This is a genomic window from Marinoscillum sp. (genome assembly GCF_965229915.1).
GTDB lineage: Bacteria > Bacteroidota > Bacteroidia > Cytophagales > Cyclobacteriaceae > Marinoscillum.
The window spans coordinates 3,706,106-3,726,102 of sequence record NZ_CBDDJZ010000001.1 but is presented as its reverse complement, the minus strand read 5'-3'; the positions used below and the strand labels follow the sequence as shown (position 1 = coordinate 3,726,102).

The 19,997-nt window shown below is 40.8% G+C and carries 24 protein-coding genes; all 24 read right to left on the bottom strand.

The window, feature by feature from the left end:
* Positions 1 to 2 precede the first annotated feature (2 nt).
* The 24 genes from rpsH to rplJ all read right to left on the bottom strand — a co-directional run bounded on the left by rpsH (position 3) and on the right by rplJ (position 19,996).
* Entirely contained in the window at positions 3 to 401 is a 399-nt protein-coding gene (gene rpsH, locus ACO067_RS15965; RefSeq protein ID WP_421875770.1) for a 30S ribosomal protein S8, read from the bottom strand.
* 85 nt (positions 402 to 486) lie between these two features.
* A complete protein-coding gene (gene rpsN / locus ACO067_RS15960) occupies positions 487 to 756 on the bottom strand; it encodes a 30S ribosomal protein S14 (RefSeq protein WP_421875768.1) in 270 nt (89 codons plus the stop codon).
* Positions 757 to 761: 5 nt separating this feature from the next.
* Positions 762 to 1,316: a 50S ribosomal protein L5 gene (gene rplE / locus ACO067_RS15955; protein ID WP_421875766.1), complete on the bottom strand. Its 555-nt coding sequence runs from the start codon at positions 1,314 to 1,316 to the stop codon at positions 762 to 764.
* Complete coding sequence (gene rplX, locus ACO067_RS15950; protein WP_421875764.1) at positions 1,309 to 1,650, bottom strand: 50S ribosomal protein L24; 342 nt, start codon at positions 1,648 to 1,650, stop codon at positions 1,309 to 1,311. Before rplX ends, rplE begins: the two co-directional genes overlap by 8 nt.
* 3 nt (positions 1,651 to 1,653) lie before the next feature.
* Positions 1,654 to 2,022: a 50S ribosomal protein L14 gene (gene rplN / locus ACO067_RS15945; protein ID WP_421875754.1), complete on the bottom strand. Its 369-nt coding sequence runs from the start codon at positions 2,020 to 2,022 to the stop codon at positions 1,654 to 1,656.
* Between the two features lies 1 nt (position 2,023).
* Positions 2,024 to 2,278: a 30S ribosomal protein S17 gene (rpsQ, locus tag ACO067_RS15940; protein WP_421875752.1), complete on the bottom strand. Its 255-nt coding sequence runs from the start codon at positions 2,276 to 2,278 to the stop codon at positions 2,024 to 2,026.
* A 4-nt stretch (positions 2,279 to 2,282) separates the two neighbouring features.
* The gene (gene rpmC / locus ACO067_RS15935; RefSeq protein ID WP_421875750.1) at positions 2,283 to 2,477 is read right to left on the bottom strand and encodes a 50S ribosomal protein L29; all 195 of its coding nucleotides are present in this window, start codon (positions 2,475 to 2,477) and stop codon (positions 2,283 to 2,285) included.
* On the bottom strand, positions 2,474 to 2,896 hold the full coding sequence (gene rplP, locus ACO067_RS15930) for a 50S ribosomal protein L16 (RefSeq protein ID WP_421875748.1): 423 nt from the start codon (positions 2,894 to 2,896) through the stop codon (positions 2,474 to 2,476). Before rplP ends, rpmC begins: the two co-directional genes overlap by 4 nt.
* Positions 2,897 to 2,917: 21 nt before the next feature.
* Positions 2,918 to 3,658: a 30S ribosomal protein S3 gene (rpsC, locus tag ACO067_RS15925; protein ID WP_421875746.1), complete on the bottom strand. Its 741-nt coding sequence runs from the start codon at positions 3,656 to 3,658 to the stop codon at positions 2,918 to 2,920.
* Positions 3,658 to 4,134, bottom strand: coding sequence for a 50S ribosomal protein L22 (rplV, locus tag ACO067_RS15920; RefSeq protein WP_421875743.1), 477 nt, complete (start codon positions 4,132 to 4,134; stop codon positions 3,658 to 3,660). Before rplV ends, rpsC begins: the two co-directional genes overlap by 1 nt.
* Before the next feature lie 5 nt (positions 4,135 to 4,139).
* Positions 4,140 to 4,418, bottom strand: coding sequence for a 30S ribosomal protein S19 (rpsS, locus tag ACO067_RS15915; RefSeq protein ID WP_421875741.1), 279 nt, complete (start codon positions 4,416 to 4,418; stop codon positions 4,140 to 4,142).
* On the bottom strand, positions 4,418 to 5,239 hold the full coding sequence (gene rplB / locus ACO067_RS15910) for a 50S ribosomal protein L2 (RefSeq protein WP_421875739.1): 822 nt from the start codon (positions 5,237 to 5,239) through the stop codon (positions 4,418 to 4,420). The genes rpsS and rplB overlap by 1 nt, the downstream gene beginning before the upstream one ends.
* 13 nt (positions 5,240 to 5,252) lie before the next feature.
* Complete coding sequence (gene rplW / locus ACO067_RS15905) at positions 5,253 to 5,540, bottom strand: 50S ribosomal protein L23 (RefSeq protein WP_421875737.1); 288 nt, start codon at positions 5,538 to 5,540, stop codon at positions 5,253 to 5,255.
* 1 nt (position 5,541) lies between these two features.
* Positions 5,542 to 6,168 (bottom strand): 50S ribosomal protein L4, encoded by a 627-nt coding sequence (rplD, locus tag ACO067_RS15900; RefSeq protein WP_421875735.1) that lies wholly within the window; start codon positions 6,166 to 6,168, stop codon positions 5,542 to 5,544.
* 2 nt (positions 6,169 to 6,170) lie between these two features.
* A complete protein-coding gene (gene rplC, locus ACO067_RS15895; RefSeq protein WP_421875733.1) occupies positions 6,171 to 6,803 on the bottom strand; it encodes a 50S ribosomal protein L3 in 633 nt (210 codons plus the stop codon).
* Between the two features lie 167 nt (positions 6,804 to 6,970).
* Positions 6,971 to 7,276 (bottom strand): 30S ribosomal protein S10, encoded by a 306-nt coding sequence (gene rpsJ, locus ACO067_RS15890; protein ID WP_115868028.1) that lies wholly within the window; start codon positions 7,274 to 7,276, stop codon positions 6,971 to 6,973.
* A gap of 12 nt (positions 7,277 to 7,288) precedes the next feature.
* The gene (gene fusA / locus ACO067_RS15885; RefSeq protein WP_421875731.1) at positions 7,289 to 9,394 is read right to left on the bottom strand and encodes an elongation factor G; all 2,106 of its coding nucleotides are present in this window, start codon (positions 9,392 to 9,394) and stop codon (positions 7,289 to 7,291) included.
* 12 nt (positions 9,395 to 9,406) lie between these two features.
* Positions 9,407 to 9,874: a 30S ribosomal protein S7 gene (gene rpsG, locus ACO067_RS15880; RefSeq protein WP_421875729.1), complete on the bottom strand. Its 468-nt coding sequence runs from the start codon at positions 9,872 to 9,874 to the stop codon at positions 9,407 to 9,409.
* An 8-nt stretch (positions 9,875 to 9,882) separates the two neighbouring features.
* Complete coding sequence (gene rpsL, locus ACO067_RS15875) at positions 9,883 to 10,263, bottom strand: 30S ribosomal protein S12 (protein WP_421875727.1); 381 nt, start codon at positions 10,261 to 10,263, stop codon at positions 9,883 to 9,885.
* Positions 10,264 to 10,376: 113 nt separating this feature from the next.
* Complete coding sequence (locus ACO067_RS15870; protein ID WP_421875725.1) at positions 10,377 to 10,709, bottom strand: DUF3467 domain-containing protein; 333 nt, start codon at positions 10,707 to 10,709, stop codon at positions 10,377 to 10,379.
* Position 10,710: 1 nt separating this feature from the next.
* The gene (gene rpoC, locus ACO067_RS15865) at positions 10,711 to 15,015 is read right to left on the bottom strand and encodes a DNA-directed RNA polymerase subunit beta' (protein ID WP_421875723.1); all 4,305 of its coding nucleotides are present in this window, start codon (positions 15,013 to 15,015) and stop codon (positions 10,711 to 10,713) included.
* 52 nt (positions 15,016 to 15,067) lie between these two features.
* The gene (rpoB, locus tag ACO067_RS15860; protein ID WP_421875721.1) at positions 15,068 to 18,937 is read right to left on the bottom strand and encodes a DNA-directed RNA polymerase subunit beta; all 3,870 of its coding nucleotides are present in this window, start codon (positions 18,935 to 18,937) and stop codon (positions 15,068 to 15,070) included.
* Positions 18,938 to 19,057: 120 nt separating this feature from the next.
* Positions 19,058 to 19,438 (bottom strand): 50S ribosomal protein L7/L12, encoded by a 381-nt coding sequence (rplL, locus tag ACO067_RS15855; protein WP_421875719.1) that lies wholly within the window; start codon positions 19,436 to 19,438, stop codon positions 19,058 to 19,060.
* Between the two features lie 30 nt (positions 19,439 to 19,468).
* Positions 19,469 to 19,996 carry a 50S ribosomal protein L10 gene (rplJ, locus tag ACO067_RS15850; RefSeq protein ID WP_421875717.1) on the bottom strand — a complete coding sequence of 176 codons (528 nt, stop codon included), beginning with the start codon at positions 19,994 to 19,996 and terminating at the stop codon, positions 19,469 to 19,471.
* Between the last annotated feature and the right edge of the window lies 1 nt (position 19,997).

The following is a 19,997-nucleotide window of genomic DNA, read 5'->3' as shown; positions in this document are numbered from 1 at the left end:
TTTTAATATACGTAACACAGCACTTCGCCTCCGACATGCTCTTTTCTAGCTTCTTTATCAGAGATTACTCCTTTTGAAGTAGACAAGATTGCAATACCGAGTCCGTTTAATACTCTTGGAAGATTTTCCGCATCAGCGTACTTTCTCAATCCTGGCTTACTCACTCTCTCCAAGCTAGTAATCGCAGACTGCTTGGTTTGAGGGTTGTATTTCAAAGCGATCTTGATAATACCCTGCTTGTCATCATCCTCAAACTTATAGTTTTGGATGAATCCCTTGTCATGCAATACCTTGGTCATCGCCTTCTTCAAATTAGAAGCAGGAATCTCCAAAATACGATGATTTGCCTTTATCGCATTCCTAACCCTAGTCAAGTAATCTGCAATCGGATCTGTTACCATTCTATTATACAATTAAATACCCCGAAAACGGGGTGCAAAATTAATGAATATTTTTAAATATCTAAGCTAAGATTAAAAATAAAGATTACCAGCTTGCTTTTGTTACTCCAGGGATCTTGCCTTCATTGGCCATTTCTCTGAACGTAACCCTTGAGATTCCAAACTTCCTCATGTATCCCTTAGGTCTACCAGTAAGCTTACATCTATTGTGAAGTCTTACTTTTGAAGAGTTTCTTGGAAGCTTATCTAATGCTTCGTAATCACCAGCTTCTTTCAATGCTGCTCTTTTCTCAGCATATCGAGCTACTAGCTTTTCTCTTTTTCTCTCTCTTGCTTTTACTGCTTCTCTAGCCATGTTAATTATTTTTTGCCTGATACAAACGGCATTCCGAATGCTTTCAGTAGTGCTAAACTTTCTTCGTCAGTTTTTGCTGTAGTTACAAAAGTGATGTCCATACCGGATATCTTGTTCACTTTGTCAATACTGATCTCTGGGAAAATGATTTGCTCCTCGATTCCAAGGCTGTAATTACCTCGGCCGTCAAATCCCTTCTCTTTGATACCTCTAAAGTCTCTTACACGAGGTAGAGCCACAGTAGTCAATCTATCAAGGAATTCATACATTCTATCTCCTCTGAGGGTAACCCTTGCACCAATTGGCATGTCTTCTCTCAACTTGAAGTTAGAGATAGAAACTCTAGCTTTAGTTGGTACAGCTTTTTGACCAGTGATTGTAGTCAATTCTTCTACTCCCACATCGATCAATTTTTTATCTGCAACTGCTGCTCCAATACCCTTGTTGATACTTATTTTTACCAACTTAGGTACTTCCATCACTGACTTGTACTGGAACTTTTCTTTCAAAGCAGGAGCAATCTCCTTGATGTACGTCTCTTTTAATCTTGGTCTAGCCATTAGTGATAAATTCTCCAGTTTTTTTAGAATATCTCTGTAGTTTACCGTCATCATTGAGTTTTCTTCCAACTCTAGTAGGTTTTCCAGAAGCTGGATCTACTAAGGTCAGGTTACTCATATGAATAGGAGCCTCTGTTTCTTCACGTCCTCCCTCAGGATTAGCTGCAGATGGCTTTACGTGCTTCGTAATGATATTAGCACCTTCTACAATCGCTCTGTACTTGTCTGGAATTACTTCCAACACTTTTCCAGTCTTACCTTTATCGTTTCCAGCAGCTACCATTACAGTATCGCCTTTTCTGATGTGAAACTTATTTGTTTTGTGATTGCTCATTTCTTAAAGTACTTCTGGTGCCAATGAAACAATTTTCATGAACTGCTTTTCTCTGAGCTCTCTGGCTACTGGACCGAAGATACGTGTACCTCTTGGTTCGCCATTGGTGTTCAATAGAACTGCAGCGTTATCTTCAAAACGGATATAAGAACCGTCTTTTCTTCTTACTTCTTTCTTAGTACGAACAATAACAGCTTTAGAAACCGTACCTTTTTTAAGGCTACTAGAAGAAAGTGCTGTTTTCACAGTTACCACGATCTGATCACCTACTGAAGCGTATCTCTTTTTCGTACCGCCTAAAACTCTGATACAAAGAACTTCCTTTGCACCACTATTATCTGCTACATTTAGCCTTGATTCCTGCTGTATCATCTTACTTAGCTCGTTCGATTATTTCTACTAATCTCCACCTTTTGTTTTTACTCAGCGGACGAGTCTCCATGATGCGCACAGTGTCTCCAATGTTGCAATCATTGTTTTCGTCATGAGCTGTAAACTTTGTCGTTTTACGGATAAACTTACCGTACATAGCGTGTTTCATCTTTCTATCTACGGTAACGGTAATGGTCTTTTGCATTTTATTGCTCACCACTTGTCCGATACGCTCTTTTCGCAAGTTTCTTTCCATCGCGTTATTTACTTAATTCTTTAGCTCTAATTTCAGTTTGAATCCTAGCTATCAGTTTTCTTGTTTCTCTGATCTTCATAGGATTCTCGATAGGAGTAATGCTATGAGCAGACTTAAGTTTACTGTAGTTTTCTTGCTCCGCAGTGAGCCTGCCTTGTAGCTCATCGAGACTTAGACCTCTTAATTCTGAATTTTTCATTCTCCTGTATAATCTCTTCTTACAACGAATTTAGTTTTAACTGGAAGCTTTTGTGCAGCCAATCTCAACGCCTCTTTAGCTGTTTCTGCTGGCACCCCAGATGCTTCGAACAAGATAGTGCCAGGCTTTATAGTAGCTACCCAATATTCAGGTGCTCCTTTACCCTTACCCATTCTTACTTCAGCAGGCTTCTTAGTTACTGGCTTGTCAGGGAAGATTCTGATCCAAACCTGTCCTTCTCTCTTCATCGCTCTGGTTACAGCGATACGGGAAGCTTCGATTTGTCTGGAAGTGATCCATCCTGGCTCTAATGATTTGATACCAAAATTGCCGAATGCCAATCTATGTCCTCTCTGAGCTAAACCTTTAACTCTTCCTTTTTGTCTCTTTCTAAATTTTGTTCTCTTTGGCTGTAACATCTTACCTAAGCGTTATTGAGATTATTTTCTATCACGTCTTCTTTTCGGACCATCACCGCCTCTTCTTCTTCTTGGGCCACCCTGATTAGAGTTGCCAGAATTACTCTGAAGGCCTACGTTAGGCGAAAGATCCCTTTTACCGAAAACTTCACCTTTGAAGATCCAAACTTTGATACCGATTTTTCCATAAACTGTATTTGCTTCGGAAATAGCATAATCGATATCTGCTCTAAGTGTATGCAAAGGAATTCTTCCTTCTTTATATTGCTCGGATCGAGCCATTTCAGCTCCACCAAGTCTACCAGAAACTTTCACTTTGATTCCTTGAGCACCTACTCTGATCGCAGAAGCAATTGCTTGCTTCATAGCTCTTCTGTAAGAGATACGTGCCTGCAGCTGCTGAGCAATAGACTCCCCAACCAACTTAGCATCAAGTTCTGGTCTTTTAATTTCGAAGATGTTAATCTGAAGATCTTTACCAGTAAGTTTTTTCAACTCTTCTTTGATCTTATCAACTTCAGAACCACCTTTTCCAATTACTACTCCAGGACGTGCAGTATGGATAGTCAAAGTAATTCTCTTAAGTGTTCTCTCGATCACTACTCTAGAGATTCCTCCTTTAGGAATACGAGCCTGGATGTATTTTCTGATTTTATGATCTTCAACAATCTTATCAGAAAAGTCTTTTCCACCAAACCAGGCAGAATCCCAACCTTTAACGATTCCTAATCTAAGACCAACTGGATTTACCTTCTGTCCCATTATTTACTTTCTTTTTCTTCAGACTGTACATTGTTTTCATTGGCATCTGCCACTGTGATTGTCACGTGGTTAGATCTCTTTCTGATTCTGTGAGCTCTACCCTGTGGAGCCGGACGTAATCTCTTAAGGATTCTTCCTCCATCCACAAATACTTCCTTCACAATCAAATCAGCATCTTCGATGTTCACATCCTCATTTTGAGCTTGCCAATCTGCTATGGCAGTCATTAACAGTTTCTCTAGAGTATTAGACGCATGTTTCGCATCGAATTTTAAGATATTCAGAGCCAAGTTGACTCTCTGTCCACGAATCATGTCGGCAACTAGCCTCATCTTACGTGGAGCAGTAGGTACATTTCTCAAAGAAGCAGTCACAGCGCCAAGCTTACCAGCATTGTCTTCTCTGTGTTTTTTGATCGCTTCTTTTTGAAGACGAATCCTGACTGATTTTTTCAATTTCTTTTCTGCAGTTTCCATCTTTATTATCTTCTACCTTTATCTTTTTTAGCAATATGGCCTCTGAAGTTTCTCGTAGGTGCAAATTCACCAAGTTTATGACCTACCATGTTTTCTGTGACAAAAACAGGGATGAATTTGTTGCCATTGTGAACAGCAAAGGTGTGTCCTACGAAATCCGGAGAGATCATTGATCTTCTAGACCAGGTCTTGATTACAGACTTCTTACCAGACTCATTCATTGCGTCCACTTTCTTCTCAACTCTGAAGTCAATGTAAGGTCCTTTTTTAAGTGATCTTGCCATTATTTTCTCTTAGTTATAATCAGCTTATCAGAATATTTATTTGGCTTTCTGGTTTTCTCGCCTTTAGCGTATCTACCATTTCTAGATCGTGGATGGCCTCCAGAGGATCTACCTTCACCACCACCCATTGGGTGATCTACAGGGTTCATAACAACACCTCTTACTCTTGGTCTTCTACCTTTCCATCTGTTTCTACCAGCTTTGCCAAGTCTCACATTCATGTGATCGTTGTTAGACACGGTACCCACAGTAGCATAGCAGGTATTCAGCACCAGTCTCATTTCACCCGATGGCAATTTGATCGTAGAGTATTTACCTTCTCTTGCCACTAATTGAGCATAAGATCCGGCACTTCTAGTCATGGCACCACCTTTGCCAGGCATCAATTCGATATTGTGTATGATTGTACCTAGAGGAATATCCGATAGAGGCAACGCATTACCAACTTCAGGAGCAATACCAGGTCCGGCTAATACTTCTGTTCCCACCTCTAAGTTAGCAGGAGCAATGATGTATCTTTTCTCACCGTCTGCATAGTACAGAAGAGCGATTCGAGCAGTTCTTCCTGGATCGTATTCAATAGCCTTCACTGTGGCAGGTACACCACGCTTATCTCTCTTGAAATCGATCATTCTCAACTTTTGCTTATGACCACCTCCTACGTTTCTGATCGTCATTCGACCCTGGTTATTCCTACCACCTCTTTTACCCTTTGAGGCAAGTAGAGATTTTTCAGGAGCATCCTTAGTAATCTTATCGAATACAGGTGCTACTCTAAATCTCTGTCCTGGGGTAACGGGTCTAAGTTTCTTAACAGCCATCTATCTGTCTATTTTATATTCCGCTATAAAAATCAATGATATCACCATCTGCCACCTTTACGATAGCTTTTTTGTAAGCTGGTGTTCTTCCTTCAATCATTCCAGACTTAGTGTATCTGGATTTTGACTTACCTGGTTGTACCAATGTGTTGACACTTTCTACAGTCACTCCGTAAGTCTTTTCAACTTCTTTTTTTATCTGAACCTTGTTCGCTTTTCTGCTCACAACAAATCCATATTTACCATGCTCATTAAGAGCAGAAGCTTTCTCGGTTACCAAAGGTTTTACAAGTACTCCCATCTTAGTTTAGTCTTTTTTGGATTAGGTCAACAGAACTTTCTACCAGGATCAAATGATCAGCATTTACTAAATCATAGGTGCTTAACTCATCAGCTGTAGCCACCTTGGTATTCTTGATATTTCTAGAGGACAAGTAAAGATTCTCATTGTGTGATCCCAGGATCACCAATGACTTCTTGTCATTTACAGCTAGACTAGCAAGGATACTTGTGAATTCCTTGGTTTTTGGAGTGTCAAAAGAAAAATCTTCTAGAACTCTAATTAGCTTATCCTTAGCTTTAGCTGAAAGTGCTGACTTCTTAGCAAGTTTCTTTACTTTCTTATTCAGCTTGAAACTGTAGTCTCTTGGTGCGGGTCCAAAAACCGTCCCTCCACCTCTAAACACAGGAGACTTAATACTACCAGCTCTCGCTGTACCAGTACCTTTTTGTTTCTTTATCTTCTTCGTTGAACCAGTGATTTCATTTCTGGTTTTTACCTTGTGAGTGCCTTGTCTCTGATTTGCCAGATATTGCTTTACCTCAAGGTATACCGCATGCTCATTAGGCTCGATACCGAAAACTTTCTTATCAAGGCTTACCTCTCTACCGGTTTCTTCTCCTTTAATATTGAAAACTGAAAGTTTCATTTTTATTTCTCTAGAATTACGTAAGAATTTTTCGCACCTGGCACTGGTCCACTTACCAATACAAGATTTTTCTCTGGGTACATTTTCACAACCTTCAGGTTGATCACCTTCACTCTATCTCCACCAGTTCTTCCTGCCATCTTCAAACCTTTGAAGACTCTAGAAGGGAATGAACAAGCGCCAATAGAACCTGGTGCTCTCAGTCGGTTATGCTGACCGTGTGTAGCTTGACCCACACCACCAAAACCATGTCTCTTTACTACACCCTGGAATCCTTTACCTTTAGATTGACCGATTACATCAACAAAATCCTTTTCAGCAAATACATCTTCCAATTTGATTGTATTTCCCATCTTGATTTTGTCTTCGAATTCGGCTCTAAAGTCTCTGAACTCAACAACTTTACTTTTAGGAGTAGTCTTAGCTTTCGCAAAATGTCCTTTCAAGGCTTTAGGCGTATTTTTTTCCTTACGCTCTCCATAAGCCAACTGGACTGCACGATATCCGTCAGACTCTTTGTCCTTAACTTGTGTAACTACACAAGGACCTGCTTCAATGAGTGTACAGGCAAGATTTTTGCCGTCCTCATTGTACATGCTGGTCATCCCTATTTTTCTACCAATTATTCCAGGCATTTTGCTTAATATTTATTCTTTTACCGTTTCCGGATAAACTTTTCGTAAAAAGGACTGCAAAGATAGCAATTCCCTGATTCGAACAAAAGATTTGTTTTACTTTTTGACATAAAAAAAGAACCAATAAGCCACTGTTATTGGTTCTTTTCACGATATACGTTTATTAACTATACCTTGATCTCTACATCAACGCCACTAGGAAGTTCAAGCTTCATCAAAGCATCAACCGTTTTGGCACTATTAGAGTAGATATCTACCAATCTCTTATAAGTGCAAAGCTGAAATTGCTCTCTTGACTTCTTATTTACGTGCGGCGATCTAAGCACAGTAAATTTTTCTTTAACAGTAGGTAGCGGAATAGGACCACTAACCACAGCTCCGGTTGTTTTAACCGCTCTAACGATCTTCTCGGATGACTTGTCTACCAAGTTATGATCGTATGACTTTAGTTTTATTCTAATTTTTTGGTTCATGATCTATCGTTATTAAACCGCTTCACCTTTAGTTTTTGCTATTACAGTCTCAGCAATATTGTTAGGTACTTGATCGTAATGTGAGAACGTAAGTGAGGCAGTAGCTCTACCAGAACTCATCGTTCTAAGGTCTGTTACGTATCCGAACAGCTCTGAAAGAGGAACATCACCTTTAACAACTGTTGATGTACCTTTTGTGTCCATACCTTTCATAATACCTCGTCTTCTGTTGAGGTCACCAGTGATTGAACCAGTATATTCATCAGGAGTCACCACGTCAACAGCCATGACAGGCTCAAGTAACGCTGGCTTAGCCTTAGCGGCAGCAGCTCTGAATCCCATCTTAGCTGCTAATTCAAATGACAAGGCATCTGAATCCACATCGTGGAATGATCCATGGAACAATCTCACTTTTAGCGAGTCGATTGGGAAACCTGCAAGAGGACCGTTTTTCATTGCTTCTTTGAAACCTTTCTCGATAGCAGGGATAAACTCTTTAGGAATTACACCACCAACGATTTGGTTAACAAACTGAAGTCCTTCACCTTCGAAATCTTCATCTACTGGTCCTAGCTCAAACACAATGTCCGCGAATTTACCACGTCCACCTGATTGTTTCTTGTAGACCTCTTTGTGCTCCACTCCAGCATTAACTGCTTCTTTGTAAGCAACCTGAGGAGCACCTTGGTTGATTTCAACCTTAAACTCTCTCTTTAAACGATCAATGATAATATCCAGGTGAAGCTCACCCATTCCTCTAAGGATCGTCTGACCAGTATCATGATCCGTTTCAACTTGTAGTGTCGGATCCTCTTCTACTAGCTTGGCAATAGCCATACCTAGTTTATCAACGTCAGCTTGAGTCTTAGGCTCAATTGCATATCCGATAACCGGCTCTGGGAATACCATAGACTCAAGAATGATTTGACCATTCTCGTCACATAACGTATCTCCAGTTTTGATATCTTTAAAACCAACTACCGCCCCGATATCTCCACAATGAAGCTGATCGATTTGGTTTTGCTTGTTGGCATGCATTTGGAAGATTCGAGATATACGCTCTTTCTTCTCAGTTCTCATATTGTAGACATAAGAACCAGACTCAAGAGTACCGGAGTATGATCTAACAAAACACAATCTACCAACGAACGGGTCCGTTGCGATTTTGAAAGCCAAAGCTGAGAAAGGCTCGCTTGATGAGGGCTTTCTGGTAATCTTCTGCTCAGTGTTCGGATCTGTACCAACAATGTTATCTCTGTCAAGAGGTGAAGGAAGTAACTCCATCACGTAGTTCAACATTGTTTGAACTCCTTTATTCTTAAATGCAGTACCGCAGGTCATTGGCACGAAAGCCAAATCAATTGTAGCAGCACGTAATGCTTTAATGATTTCTTCCTCAGTGATTGATTCAGGGTCTTCGAAGTATTTCTCCATCAGAGACTCATCGTATTCAGCCACAGCCTCCAACAATTCTTCTCTGTATTGATTCACTTCATCCTGCATGTCTTCTGGAATAGGTACTTCTTCCCAAGTCATTCCAAAGTCATCCTCATTCCAAGTCATACCAATATTGGAAACAAGGTCAACCACTCCTCTGAAATTTTCTTCAGCACCGATTGGTAATTGAAGAGGAACCGCTTTGGTACCCAACATTTCTTTCACCTGCTTACATACAGCAAGAAAGTCAGCACCTTGACGATCCATTTTATTTACAAAACCAATTCTTGCTACTTTATAGTTGTCAGCAAGTCTCCAGTTAGTTTCTGATTGTGGCTCTACCCCATCAACGGCACTAAACAAAAATACCAAACCATCCAATACACGAAGCGATCTGTTTACCTCTACGGTAAAGTCAACGTGACCGGGTGTATCAATGATGTTGATATGGTACTTTTCGTCTTTGTAGTTCCAGAATACGGTTGTTGCAGCGGAAGTAATGGTAATACCACGCTCTTGCTCCTGCTCCATCCAGTCCATGGTCGCTCCACCATCGTGAACTTCACCGATCTTGTGGTTTACTCCAGCATAAAAAAGAATTCGCTCGGTTGTAGTGGTTTTACCCGCATCAATGTGAGCTGCAATTCCAATATTTCGAGTAAGTCTTAAGTCTCTAGCCATTAGTGGTTTTATTTAGAATCTAAAGTGAGAAAATGCTTTGTTAGCCTCAGCCATTCTGTGAGTATCGTCTTTCTTCTTGATAGATGCTCCTTCTCCTTTGGATGCAGCAATAATCTCAGCAGCCAGACGTTCCATCATGGTCTTTTCACCTCTTAGTCTAGCATATTTGATCATCCATTTCATTCCTAGAGCCAGTTTTCTCTCTGGTCTCACTTCTACAGGTACCTGGAAAGTTGCTCCACCTACTCTTCTACTTTTCACCTCAACAGCTGGACAAACATTGCTGATAGCAGTTTTCCACGTTTCAAGGCCGTTTTCCTTAGTCTTATCTTCTACTAACTTCACAGCATCATAGAAAATACCGTAGGCTACGCTTTTCTTTCCCTGAAGCATCAAGTTGTTAACAAACTTGGTTACCATAGTATCCTGATAAATAGGATCAGGAAGAATGTATCTCTTCTTTGGCTTAGCTTTTCTCATTTTTCAGATTACTTTTTATCTTTTGGCCTTTTAGCGCCGTATTTAGATCTTCTCTGTAGTCTACCATTTACACCAGCTGTATCCAGAGCTCCACGAATGATGTGGTATCTCACACCTGGCAAATCTTTTACCCTTCCACCTCTGATTAATACAATCGAGTGTTCTTGTAGGTTGTGTCCTTCACCAGGAATGTAAGCGTTCACTTCTTTTCCGTTTGTCAATCTAACCCTGGCTACTTTTCTCATGGCAGAGTTAGGCTTCTTAGGAGTAGTAGTATATACTCTCGTGCATACGCCACGTCTCTGTGGACAAGAGTCCAACGCCGGAGACTTTGACTTAGAAGTCATCTTCTTTCTGCCTTTTCTTACTAATTGCTGAATAGTTGGCATTATATCTTATTTCTTATTATCCAATTATATATTGGTCCCGAAATTATTGGGACGCAAAGATAGGAATATTGATTTTATATCACAATGTATAAGTGAAAATAAAATGGGAGAAATTAAGCCTCTCCCATTGTCCCTCCGAAATTCATAGGAAATTTTGGTGCTTCTTCGACGCTTTTGATATCTCCATAAGTCTTTTCAAACTTATGAACATTTTCTTCAAGCGCTTTAAGTAATCGCTTGGCATGTTCAGGTGTAATGACTATTCTAGACTTCACTTTTGCCTTAGGTACCCCAGGCATCAGTCTGATAAAATCAATAACAAATTCGCTGCTCGAATGAGCGATCATTGCCAAATTAGAATAGATGCCCTCGGCAGTTTCCTCCGAGAGCTCTATGTTTAATTGATTGCCTTGTTTGTTGGCTTTCTTATCGTCTTTAGGATCCATATTAAGATTCGTATTCTTTGGATCTAGCAAACTCCTCCTTAGCTGCTACCAGGTTATCCAAATCCTCGTTAGAAGTAACGATATGGTTTTGGAATTTCCTGTTACCAGTACCTGCAGGAATCAAATGTCCAACAATCACATTTTCTTTCAGACCCATCAAGTAATCCGCCTTACCTCTAATAGACGCCTCACTTAGAACCTTAGTGGTTTCTTGGAATGAAGCTGCCGAAATAAAGCTCTCAGTACCCAAAGATGCCTGAGTAATACCTTGTAGAATCGGTTTTGATACCGCTGCTTCAGCATTTCTCACCTGTACAATCTTCAGATCACGTCTTTTCAGATTACTGTTTTCATCCCTCAACTTACGACTTGTGATTATCATTCCTGGTTTCAAGCTTTCAGAATCACCCGCGTCCGTCACGACCTTCTTATCAAGGATGTTGTCATTCTCTTCCATGAAAGCAAATCGATCAACAGACTGATTGGTTAAAAAGCTCGTATCACCTGCATCGATGATAATCACTTTTTGCATCATCTGTCTCACAATCACTTCTATGTGCTTATCATTGATTTTCACACCTTGTAGTCGGTATACTTCCTGAATCTCGTTCACCAGGTATTCCTGAACCGCAGTTGGACCTTTGATAGACAAGATATCTGCTGGAGTGATTGCCCCATCAGATAACGCATCTCCAGCTCTCACAAAGTCATTATCCTGTACGAGAATGTGCTTAGAAAGAGGTACCAGGTATCTCTTCTTGACACCATCTTTGGACTCAATAAAAATCTCTCTGTTACCTCGCTTGATGCCACCATAAGTAACTACACCGTCAATCTCACTAACCACTGCCGGGTTAGACGGGTTACGTGCCTCGAAAAGCTCAGTTACTCTCGGTAGACCCCCTGTGATATCTCTAGACTTACCAGTAGATCTTGGGATCTTAGCAAGTACCTGTCCTGCTTTGATGTCGTCTCCTTCATCTACCGCAAGGTGAGCACCAACCGGGATGTTATAGCCTTTGGAATCATCCTTAGTAGCGACCACTACCGCAGGGTTTTTGGTTTTATCTTTTGTATCGATGATTACCTTCTCTCTGTGTCCGGTTTGCTCATCAGATTCCTCTTTGTAAGTAACACCTTCAATAATGGAATCGAATTCAGCTTTACCATCAAACTCGGCCATAATTACTGCGTTGTATGGATCCCAGTTACAGATCTCATCTCCTTTTGAAATCTTAGCACCATCGTTTACCTTCAGAACAGCTCCGTAAGGAATGTGATTAGTGATCAGAACTCTTTCTTTCTTCGCATCAAGAATTCTCAATTCACCAGATCTTCCCATCACCTTCTTGATCTTGTTGCCTTCATCATCAACAGTATCAAGAGTTCTTAGCTCATCATACTCAACAATACCATCGAATTTAGCCTTGATGTTAGCATCAACAGCAATGTTTGATGCAGTACCACCAACGTGGAATGTACGCAATGTAAGCTGAGTACCAGGCTCACCAATAGACTGTGCTGCTATTACACCCACAGATTCGCCCATATGAGCCATGTTACCAGTAGCAAGGTTTCGCCCGTAGCATTTTGCACACGCTCCTTGCTTGGTTTCACAAGTGAGTACTGATCTAATCTCAACTTCTTCAATACTAGTCTCCTCGATTCGCTCAGCGACCTCTTCTGTGATCTCTACACCAGCTTCGATGATCACTTCGTCAGAAAGTGGATCAATGATATCATGTACGGACACCCTACCAAGGATTCTTTCAGAAAGAGATTCCACAATCTCTTCATTATCCTTCAATGCCTGTACCCTCAATCCTCTCAGGGTGCCACAGTCATCTTCATTGATTACCATGTCCTGAGCCACATCTACCAAACGTCTAGTCAAGTATCCAGCATCTGCAGTTTTCAAAGCCGTATCTGCAAGACCTTTTCTAGCACCGTGAGTCGAAATGAAGTACTCAATTACATCAAGTCCTTCTTTAAAGTTTGAAAGGATTGGGTTTTCAATGATTTCACCTACGGAACCTTGCAAGTTCTTTTGAGGTTTAGCCATCAACCCTCTCATTCCTCCAAGCTGACGAATCTGCTCTCTAGAACCCCTTGCTCCTGAGTGCATCATCATATAGATGGAGTTAAATCCTTGGTTATCCTCTTCTAACTGCTGCATCAGCGTGTTAGTAAGAAGTGTATTTGTTCTTGTCCAGATATCAATTACCTGGTTGTAACGTTCATTGTCTGTAATCAGACCCATTAAGTAGTTGTTCCATACGGCATCAACTTCCTCTTTAGCCTGAGCGACAAGTCCTTCTTTTTCTTCCGGAATCTGAATGTTATCCAGTCCCATAGAAAGTCCGCCTTTGTATGCCATTTGGAAACCAAGCTCCTTGATATCATCCAGGAAGTGAGCAGTTCTTGCCATTCCTGTTATTTTGAACACCATGGAGATGATTTTCTGAAGTTTTTTCTTGGTCAAAAGCTCATCAACAAAACCTACCTCTTCAGGTACGTATTGATTGAATAGCACTCTACCTGCCACAGTCTCTACCACTTTGGTCTCAAGTGTACCATCTTCGTTACGTACCTTGGTTCTTACTTTGATGTAAGCATGCTGAGAAATCTTCTCTTCGTTTAAAGCGATGATCACCTCTTCGGCACTGTAGAAAGTAAGTCCCTCACCTGGAACCGGCACTTCTTCAGTGTGCTTACGCCCTTTAGAGATATAGTACAATCCAAGTACCATATCCTGAGACGGTACCGCAATTGGGGCACCATTCGCCGGATTCAAAATGTTGTGAGATGAAAGCATCAGCAACGATGCCTCTAGAATCGCTTCATGTCCAAGTGGTACGTGAACGGCCATCTGGTCACCGTCAAAGTCGGCGTTGAATGCTGTACATACCAACGGGTGCAGTTGGATCGCCTTACCTTCGATTAGTTTTGGCTGGAATGCCTGAATACCTAATCTATGAAGTGTAGGAGCACGGTTAAGTAGTACAGGGTGTCCTTTCAACACATTTTCAAGAATATCCCAAACAACCGGATCCTTGCGATCTACAATTTTCTTCGCTGACTTAACGGTTTTTACTATACCTCTTTCGATCAGCTTTCGAATGATAAACGGTTTGAAAAGCTCAGCAGCCATGTCCTTAGGAAGACCACATTCGTGCATCTTCAATTCTGGACCTACCACGATCACCGAACGACCAGAGTAGTCAACCCTTTTACCCAATAAGTTTTGACGGAATCGACCTTGCTTCCCTTTAAGCATATCACTCAAAGACTTCAAAGCTCTGTTTCCATCGGATCTTACAGCATTTACTTTTCTCGAATTATCGAAAAGTGAATCCACTGCCTCTTGAAGCATTCTCTTCTCGTTTCTAAGAATCACTTCAGGAGCTTTAATATCGATCAATCTTTTTAGACGATTGTTTCGGATAATCACCCGTCTATAAAGATCATTCAAATCTGACGTAGCGAATCGACCTCCATCCAATGGAACGAGTGGTCTTAATTCCGGTGGAATTACCGGAACCATTTTGATGACCATCCATTCTGGTTTGTTCTCGATTCTTGTTTTGGCATCTCTAAAGGCCTCAACAACTCTCAATCGCTTCAGCGCTTCCGCTTTACGTTGCTGTGAAGTATCAGTAGCTGCCTGATGTCTTAACTGATAAGACAATTCATCCAATTGGATTCTTGAAAGCAACATCTCCAATGCCTCAGCACCCATCTTAGCAATGAATTTCTGAGGATCGTCATCATCTAGCATTTGGTTCTCTCTAGGGAGTTTATCCAAAATATCCAGATATTCCTCTTCCGTTAAGAAATCCATTTCGTTGATACCATCTTCTTCTTTGATACCAGACTGGATTACTACATATCGCTCGTAGTAAATAATCTGGTCAAGCTTCTTAGTAGGAAGCCCAAGGAGGTATCCAATTTTATTAGGCAATGAACGGAAGTACCAAATATGTGCAACTGGCACAACCAATTCGATGTGTCCCATGCGCTCTCTTCTTACCTTTTTCTCGGTAACTTCAACACCACATCGGTCACAGATAATCCCTTTATACCGGATTCTTTTATATTTTCCACAATGACATTCCCAGTCTTTAACAGGACCGAAGATCCTTTCACAGAACAACCCACCCATTTCAGGTTTGTATGTTCTATAGTTGATTGTTTCAGGCTGAGTAACCTCACCATGTGAGCTTTCAAGTATTGACTCTGGAGAAGCCAAGCTGATAGTCACTTTAGAGAAGTCGTTAGTCAGTTTTTTATTTTTTCTGAATGCCATAATTAAATGATCTATGTAGTAGTCCCCCTTACGGAGGACTTTGATTCAATTATTAGTCTAAGGTAATTTCAAGAGCCAATCCACGCAATTCGTGAACAAGAACGTTGAACGATTCAGGAATGTTCGGCTTCTGCATGTTTTCTCCTTTCACAATAGCTTCGTAAGCTTTTGCTCTACCTATTACATCATCAGATTTAATAGTTAGGATTTCCTGGAGAACGTTTGCTGCACCGAATGCTTCAAGAGCCCAAACCTCCATCTCACCGAAACGCTGACCACCAAACTGTGCTTTACCACCAAGAGGTTGCTGTGTGATCAATGAGTAAGGTCCTATACTTCTTGCGTGCATCTTGTCGTCAACCAAGTGACCAAGTTTCAGCATGTAAGCCACACCTACAGTGACTGGTTGATCGAATCGCTTACCCGTAAGACCATCGTATAGATAAGATCTACCGAATGATGGAAGGCCGGCTTCTTTCAATTCTGCTTGAACTTCATCCTCAGTTGCTCCATCGAAAATTGGTGTCGCATATCTACGGCCAAGTTTCAGACCAGCCCAACCAAGAACAGTCTCATAGATCTGTCCGATGTTCATACGAGATGGTACACCAAGTGGATTCAACACGATATCAACTGGGGTTCCATCGGCCTGGAATGGCATGTCTTCTTCTCTAACGATCTTCGCAACAACACCTTTGTTACCGTGACGACCTGCCATCTTATCTCCAACTTTTAGTTTACGTTTCTTAGCAACATAAACTTTAGCCAATTGAACGATACCTGCAGGTAATTCATCTCCAACTTCTAAAGTGAATCGCTCTCGTTTGAAGATTCCAGAAACTTCGTTTCGCTTATTGATGTAGTTCTTCACCATTTTGAAGATCAAAGCATCCGTATGTGCATCACCTACCCAATCTTCAATGATGAGGTCAGAAATCAAGTTAGCCTCTTCAGGAACATTGTAGTTACTCTCATCTCTGTAGATGTTCTTAGCAGGGAATAAGTTCGCTTCAATATTCTTTCTTGAGAACTTGGTGCCTTTAGACATTACTTCGTCACCAAACTTGTGTTTGATGCCTTTACAAGTTTTACCTTCTAGAAGTGTCGCCAACTTGTCGATCATCTGATTTCTTATGTCAGTAAGATCCTGGCTATATCTGCTTTTCAGTAATTCAACTTCTTTCTTCGTTCTGGCTCTAAGATCTTTATCTTTCTTAGGTCTGGAGAAAAGTTTGGTATCGATAACTACCCCTCTTAGTGAAGGAGAAGCTTTCAATGAAGCATCTTTTACGTCACCAGCCTTATCACCGAAGATCGCCCTAAGAAGTTTTTCTTCTGGCGTAGGATCTGTTTCACCTTTTGGAGTGATTTTACCAATCAGGATGTCACCTTCTTTGATTTCAGCACCAATTCTGATGATACCATTTTCATCAAGGTTCTTAACAGCTTCCTCACTTACGTTTGGAATTTCAGAAGTCAGTTCCTCTTCTCCTCGCTTGGTATCTCTTACTTCAAGGTCATACTCATCAATGTGAATAGAAGTAAAGATATCTTCTCTTACCACCTTCTCAGAGATGACGATCGCATCCTCAAAGTTGTATCCTTGCCACGGCATGTAAGCCACCATTAGGTTTCTACCCAGAGCAAGCTCTCCTTTTTCCGTAGCAAATCCTTCGCAAAGTGGTTGTCCTTTTTCGACCTTATCGCCTTTCTTAACGATCGGGCTAAGGTTCACACAAGTGTCCTGGTTGGTTCTTCTAAACTTAGTAAGCTCATAAGTAACCGATGGACTGTTGAATGAAATCAATAGATCTTCTTCAGAACGATCGTAGCGAACGACAATTTTCTTAGCATCAACGTATTCGATCTCTCCTGGACCTTCAGCTACAACCAAGGCGCGAGAGTCAATTGCCACTCGCTTTTCAAGACCTGTTCCTACGATAGGCGCCTGTGGTCTTAACAATGGCACGGCCTGTCGCTGCATGTTTGATCCCATCAACGCACGGTTCGCATCATCATGCTCCAGGAAAGGAATCATTGAGGCAGCCACCGATACAATCTGGTTTGGAGCAACATCCATGTATTTCAATTCCTTTGGATCAACCACAGGGAAGTCACCTTCGAAACGCGCTTTAACCTTATCGTTCAAGAAATTACCTTCATCATCCAACGGCGCATTAGCCTGAGCGATGTTGTGTGTATCTTCTTCCTCAGCCGTTAAGTAATTTACATCAGGAGACATGTCTACTTTTCCTTCAACCACATCTCTATACGGTGTTTCAATGAAACCCATTTGGTTCACTTTGGCATGAACACATAGCGATGAAATCAAACCGATATTCGGTCCTTCAGGTGTCTCAATAGTACAAAGTCTTCCGTAGTGCGTGTAGTGAACATCACGAACCTCAAACCCAGCTCTTTCACGAGAAAGTCCACCAGGTCCTAACGCAGACATTCTTCGCTTGTGAGTAATCTCAGCAAGTGGGTTTGTCTGATCCATGAACTGTGAAAGCTGGTTGGTACCAAAGAACGAATTGATTACAGAGGAAAGCGTTCTAGCGTTAATTAGATCTACTGGCTTGAAATCCTCATTATCTCTTACGTTCATTCTTTCACGAATAGTTCTTGCCATTCTCGCAAGTCCTACACCAAACTGTGAGTATAATTGCTCTCCTACAGTTCTTACACGTCTATTGCTTAAGTGGTCAATATCATCCACCACAGCTTTACTGTTGATGAGACCAATCAAGTATTTAACGATAAGAATGATATCTTCAGTAGTTAAGGTTCTCTTGTCATAGCCAAGTTCCAATCCTAACTTCTTGTTGATTCTATATCTACCTACTTCTCCCAGATCATATCTTTTATCTGAGAAGAACAGATTTTGGATAATATCACGTGCTGTTTGTTCATCAGGAGCATCCGTATTTCTTAATTGACGATAGATTTGCTCCACGGCTTCTTTCTCTGAGTTAGAGTTATCTTTTTGAAGCGTGTTATAAATGATGCTATAATCCGTGATGTTTACATCTTTCCTATGAAGAATGATGGACTTAGATCCTGAGTCAAGAATTGTCTCGATATCATCTTCAGATACGATGCTATCTCGCTCTAAGATTACTTCATTTCTGTCAATGGAAACGACTTCTCCAGTATCTTCATCCACAAAATCTTCTGTCCAGGTTCTTAATACCCTGGCTGCCAATCTTCTACCTACGACTTTTTTAAGTTCTTTCTCAGTAGCATCTACTTCTTCAGACAGACCAAAAAGATCAAGAATCTGCTTATCAGATCCATAGCCTATTGATCGGAGAAGAGTAGTGATTGGAAATTTCTTTTTACGGTCGATGTAAGCATACATTACGTTATTTACATCCGTAGCGAACTCTATCCAAGAACCTTTGAATGGGATGATCCGTGCAGAATAAAGTAGCGTACCGTTAGTGTGTTTACTTTGTGCGAAGAATACACCTGGTGATCTATGGAGCTGAGAAACGATTACTCGCTCCGCACCATTAATGACGAATGACCCTTTTTCGGTCATGTAAGGGATATTCCCTAAGAATACCTCTTGCTCGATGGTCTCAAAATCTTCATTTTCTTCATCATTGCAAAGAAGACGAAGCTTGGCTTTGAGCGGCACTGAATAAGTCAATCCACGTTCGATACTCTCATCTACTGAGTATTTTGGCGGATCAACAGTGTAATCAACAAATTCTAGTACGAAATTCTCTCTCGAGTCGGAAATCGGAAAATTCTCCATGAACACCTTGTACAAACCTTCTGAGTTTCTTTTTTCAGAGGGAGTATCCAATTGGAAAAAATCCACAAATGACTTAAGCTGTAGGTCCAGAAAATCAGGATAATCGATTACAGATTTGATGGATGAGAAGTTAATTCTCTCTGGTGTATTATTAGCCAAAGCTTTGTTTGTTTTAGTTCAAAATAAGTATCAAGAACGATGTGTAGTAGATACAAACAGCAAAAGACCTGATCCCGAAAAATCGGGAGCCAGGCCTAAAACCTTAATATGATGAAGGAATTATTTTAATTCTACTTCAGCGCCAGCTTCTTCAAGCTGCTTTTTAAGTGCTTCAGCTTCATCTTTTGCTACTCCTTCTTTTACATTGCTAGGAGCACCATCTACCATTTCTTTAGCTTCTTTCAGACCAAGGCCAGTAAGTTCTTTTACAAGTTTAACTACTGCTAGCTTAGCTGAACCAGCTGACTTAAGTACTACGTCGAATGAAGATTTCTCTTCAGCAGCGTCTCCACCTTCGGCTCCACCACCAGCTACCATTACAGGTGCTGCTGCAGCTGCAGGCTCGATACCATACTCATCCTTAAGGATTGTAGCTAGTTCGTTTACCTCTTTTACTGAAAGGTTTACTAGTTGTTCAGCGAATTCTTTTAAATCTGCCATTTTAATCGTCAATTAATTTTGTTAATAATCTTATTCTCTCTCTTGAAGTGTTTTAACCAGACCGGCCAAAGTATCGCCTCCGCTCTGAAGAGCAGAAATAACGTTTTTAGCAGGTGACTGAAGTAATGTGATAACCTCACCGATAAGTTCATTTTTAGACTTAAGATTGCTCAATGCGTCTAATTGATCCTCACCAATGAATATATCTGTATCTATGGAAGCAGCCTTAAACTTAGGTCTTTGATCTGCATCCTGCTTTTTGAAGTCTTTAATGACTTTTGCAGGGACGTTCGCATTTTCCTGAACGAACATAATTCCCGAAAACCCTTTTAAAACGTCATCCAAAGCAGAAAAATCTGCTTCCAAACCGTCAAGTGCTTTCTTGATCAAAGTATTTTTTACCACTTTGTATTCGATGCCTTTGTTGAAGCACATCTCTCTGAATGTATTAATCTGAGCTACTGAAAGTCCAGAAGTATCAGTGATATAGAAGTGGCTATTTTGCTGGAACTTTTCAGTTAAACCAGCTATTACTTGTGCTTTTTCTTCTCTAGTCATA

What these genes read in the sequence shown, in the direction of transcription:
- rplX (WP_421875764.1), bottom strand. Translation starts at nt 1,650, where the DNA reads ATGAGCAATCACAAAACAAATAAGTTTCACATCAGAAAAGGCGATACT.
- rplC (WP_421875733.1), bottom strand. Translation starts at nt 6,803, where the DNA reads ATGCCTGGAATAATTGGTAGAAAAATAGGGATGACCAGCATGTACAAT.
- rpsG (WP_421875729.1), bottom strand. Translation starts at nt 9,874, where the DNA reads ATGAGAAAAGCTAAGCCAAAGAAGAGATACATTCTTCCTGATCCTATT.
- rplD (WP_421875735.1), bottom strand. Translation starts at nt 6,168, where the DNA reads ATGAAACTTTCAGTTTTCAATATTAAAGGAGAAGAAACCGGTAGAGAG.
- fusA (WP_421875731.1), bottom strand. Translation starts at nt 9,394, where the DNA reads ATGGCTAGAGACTTAAGACTTACTCGAAATATTGGAATTGCAGCTCAC.
- ACO067_RS15870 (WP_421875725.1), bottom strand. Translation starts at nt 10,709, where the DNA reads ATGGATCCTAAAGACGATAAGAAAGCCAACAAACAAGGCAATCAATTA.
- rplE (WP_421875766.1), bottom strand. Translation starts at nt 1,316, where the DNA reads ATGGCTAGACCAAGATTAAAAGAGACGTACATCAAGGAGATTGCTCCT.
- rpsC (WP_421875746.1), bottom strand. Translation starts at nt 3,658, where the DNA reads ATGGGACAGAAGGTAAATCCAGTTGGTCTTAGATTAGGAATCGTTAAA.
- rpsS (WP_421875741.1), bottom strand. Translation starts at nt 4,418, where the DNA reads ATGGCAAGATCACTTAAAAAAGGACCTTACATTGACTTCAGAGTTGAG.
- rplJ (WP_421875717.1), bottom strand. Translation starts at nt 19,996, where the DNA reads ATGACTAGAGAAGAAAAAGCACAAGTAATAGCTGGTTTAACTGAAAAG.
- rpsN (WP_421875768.1), bottom strand. Translation starts at nt 756, where the DNA reads ATGGCTAGAGAAGCAGTAAAAGCAAGAGAGAGAAAAAGAGAAAAGCTA.
- rplP (WP_421875748.1), bottom strand. Translation starts at nt 2,896, where the DNA reads ATGTTACAGCCAAAGAGAACAAAATTTAGAAAGAGACAAAAAGGAAGA.
- rplB (WP_421875739.1), bottom strand. Translation starts at nt 5,239, where the DNA reads ATGGCTGTTAAGAAACTTAGACCCGTTACCCCAGGACAGAGATTTAGA.
- rpsL (WP_421875727.1), bottom strand. Translation starts at nt 10,263, where the DNA reads ATGCCAACTATTCAGCAATTAGTAAGAAAAGGCAGAAAGAAGATGACT.
- rplN (WP_421875754.1), bottom strand. Translation starts at nt 2,022, where the DNA reads ATGATACAGCAGGAATCAAGGCTAAATGTAGCAGATAATAGTGGTGCA.
- rpsH (WP_421875770.1), bottom strand. Translation starts at nt 401, where the DNA reads ATGGTAACAGATCCGATTGCAGATTACTTGACTAGGGTTAGGAATGCG.
- rpmC (WP_421875750.1), bottom strand. Translation starts at nt 2,477, where the DNA reads ATGAAAAATTCAGAATTAAGAGGTCTAAGTCTCGATGAGCTACAAGGC.
- rplV (WP_421875743.1), bottom strand. Translation starts at nt 4,134, where the DNA reads ATGGAAACTGCAGAAAAGAAATTGAAAAAATCAGTCAGGATTCGTCTT.
- rpoC (WP_421875723.1), bottom strand. Translation starts at nt 15,015, where the DNA reads ATGGCATTCAGAAAAAATAAAAAACTGACTAACGACTTCTCTAAAGTG.
- rplL (WP_421875719.1), bottom strand. Translation starts at nt 19,438, where the DNA reads ATGGCAGATTTAAAAGAATTCGCTGAACAACTAGTAAACCTTTCAGTA.
- rplW (WP_421875737.1), bottom strand. Translation starts at nt 5,540, where the DNA reads ATGGGAGTACTTGTAAAACCTTTGGTAACCGAGAAAGCTTCTGCTCTT.
- rpsQ (WP_421875752.1), bottom strand. Translation starts at nt 2,278, where the DNA reads ATGGAAAGAAACTTGCGAAAAGAGCGTATCGGACAAGTGGTGAGCAAT.
- rpsJ (WP_115868028.1), bottom strand. Translation starts at nt 7,276, where the DNA reads ATGAACCAAAAAATTAGAATAAAACTAAAGTCATACGATCATAACTTG.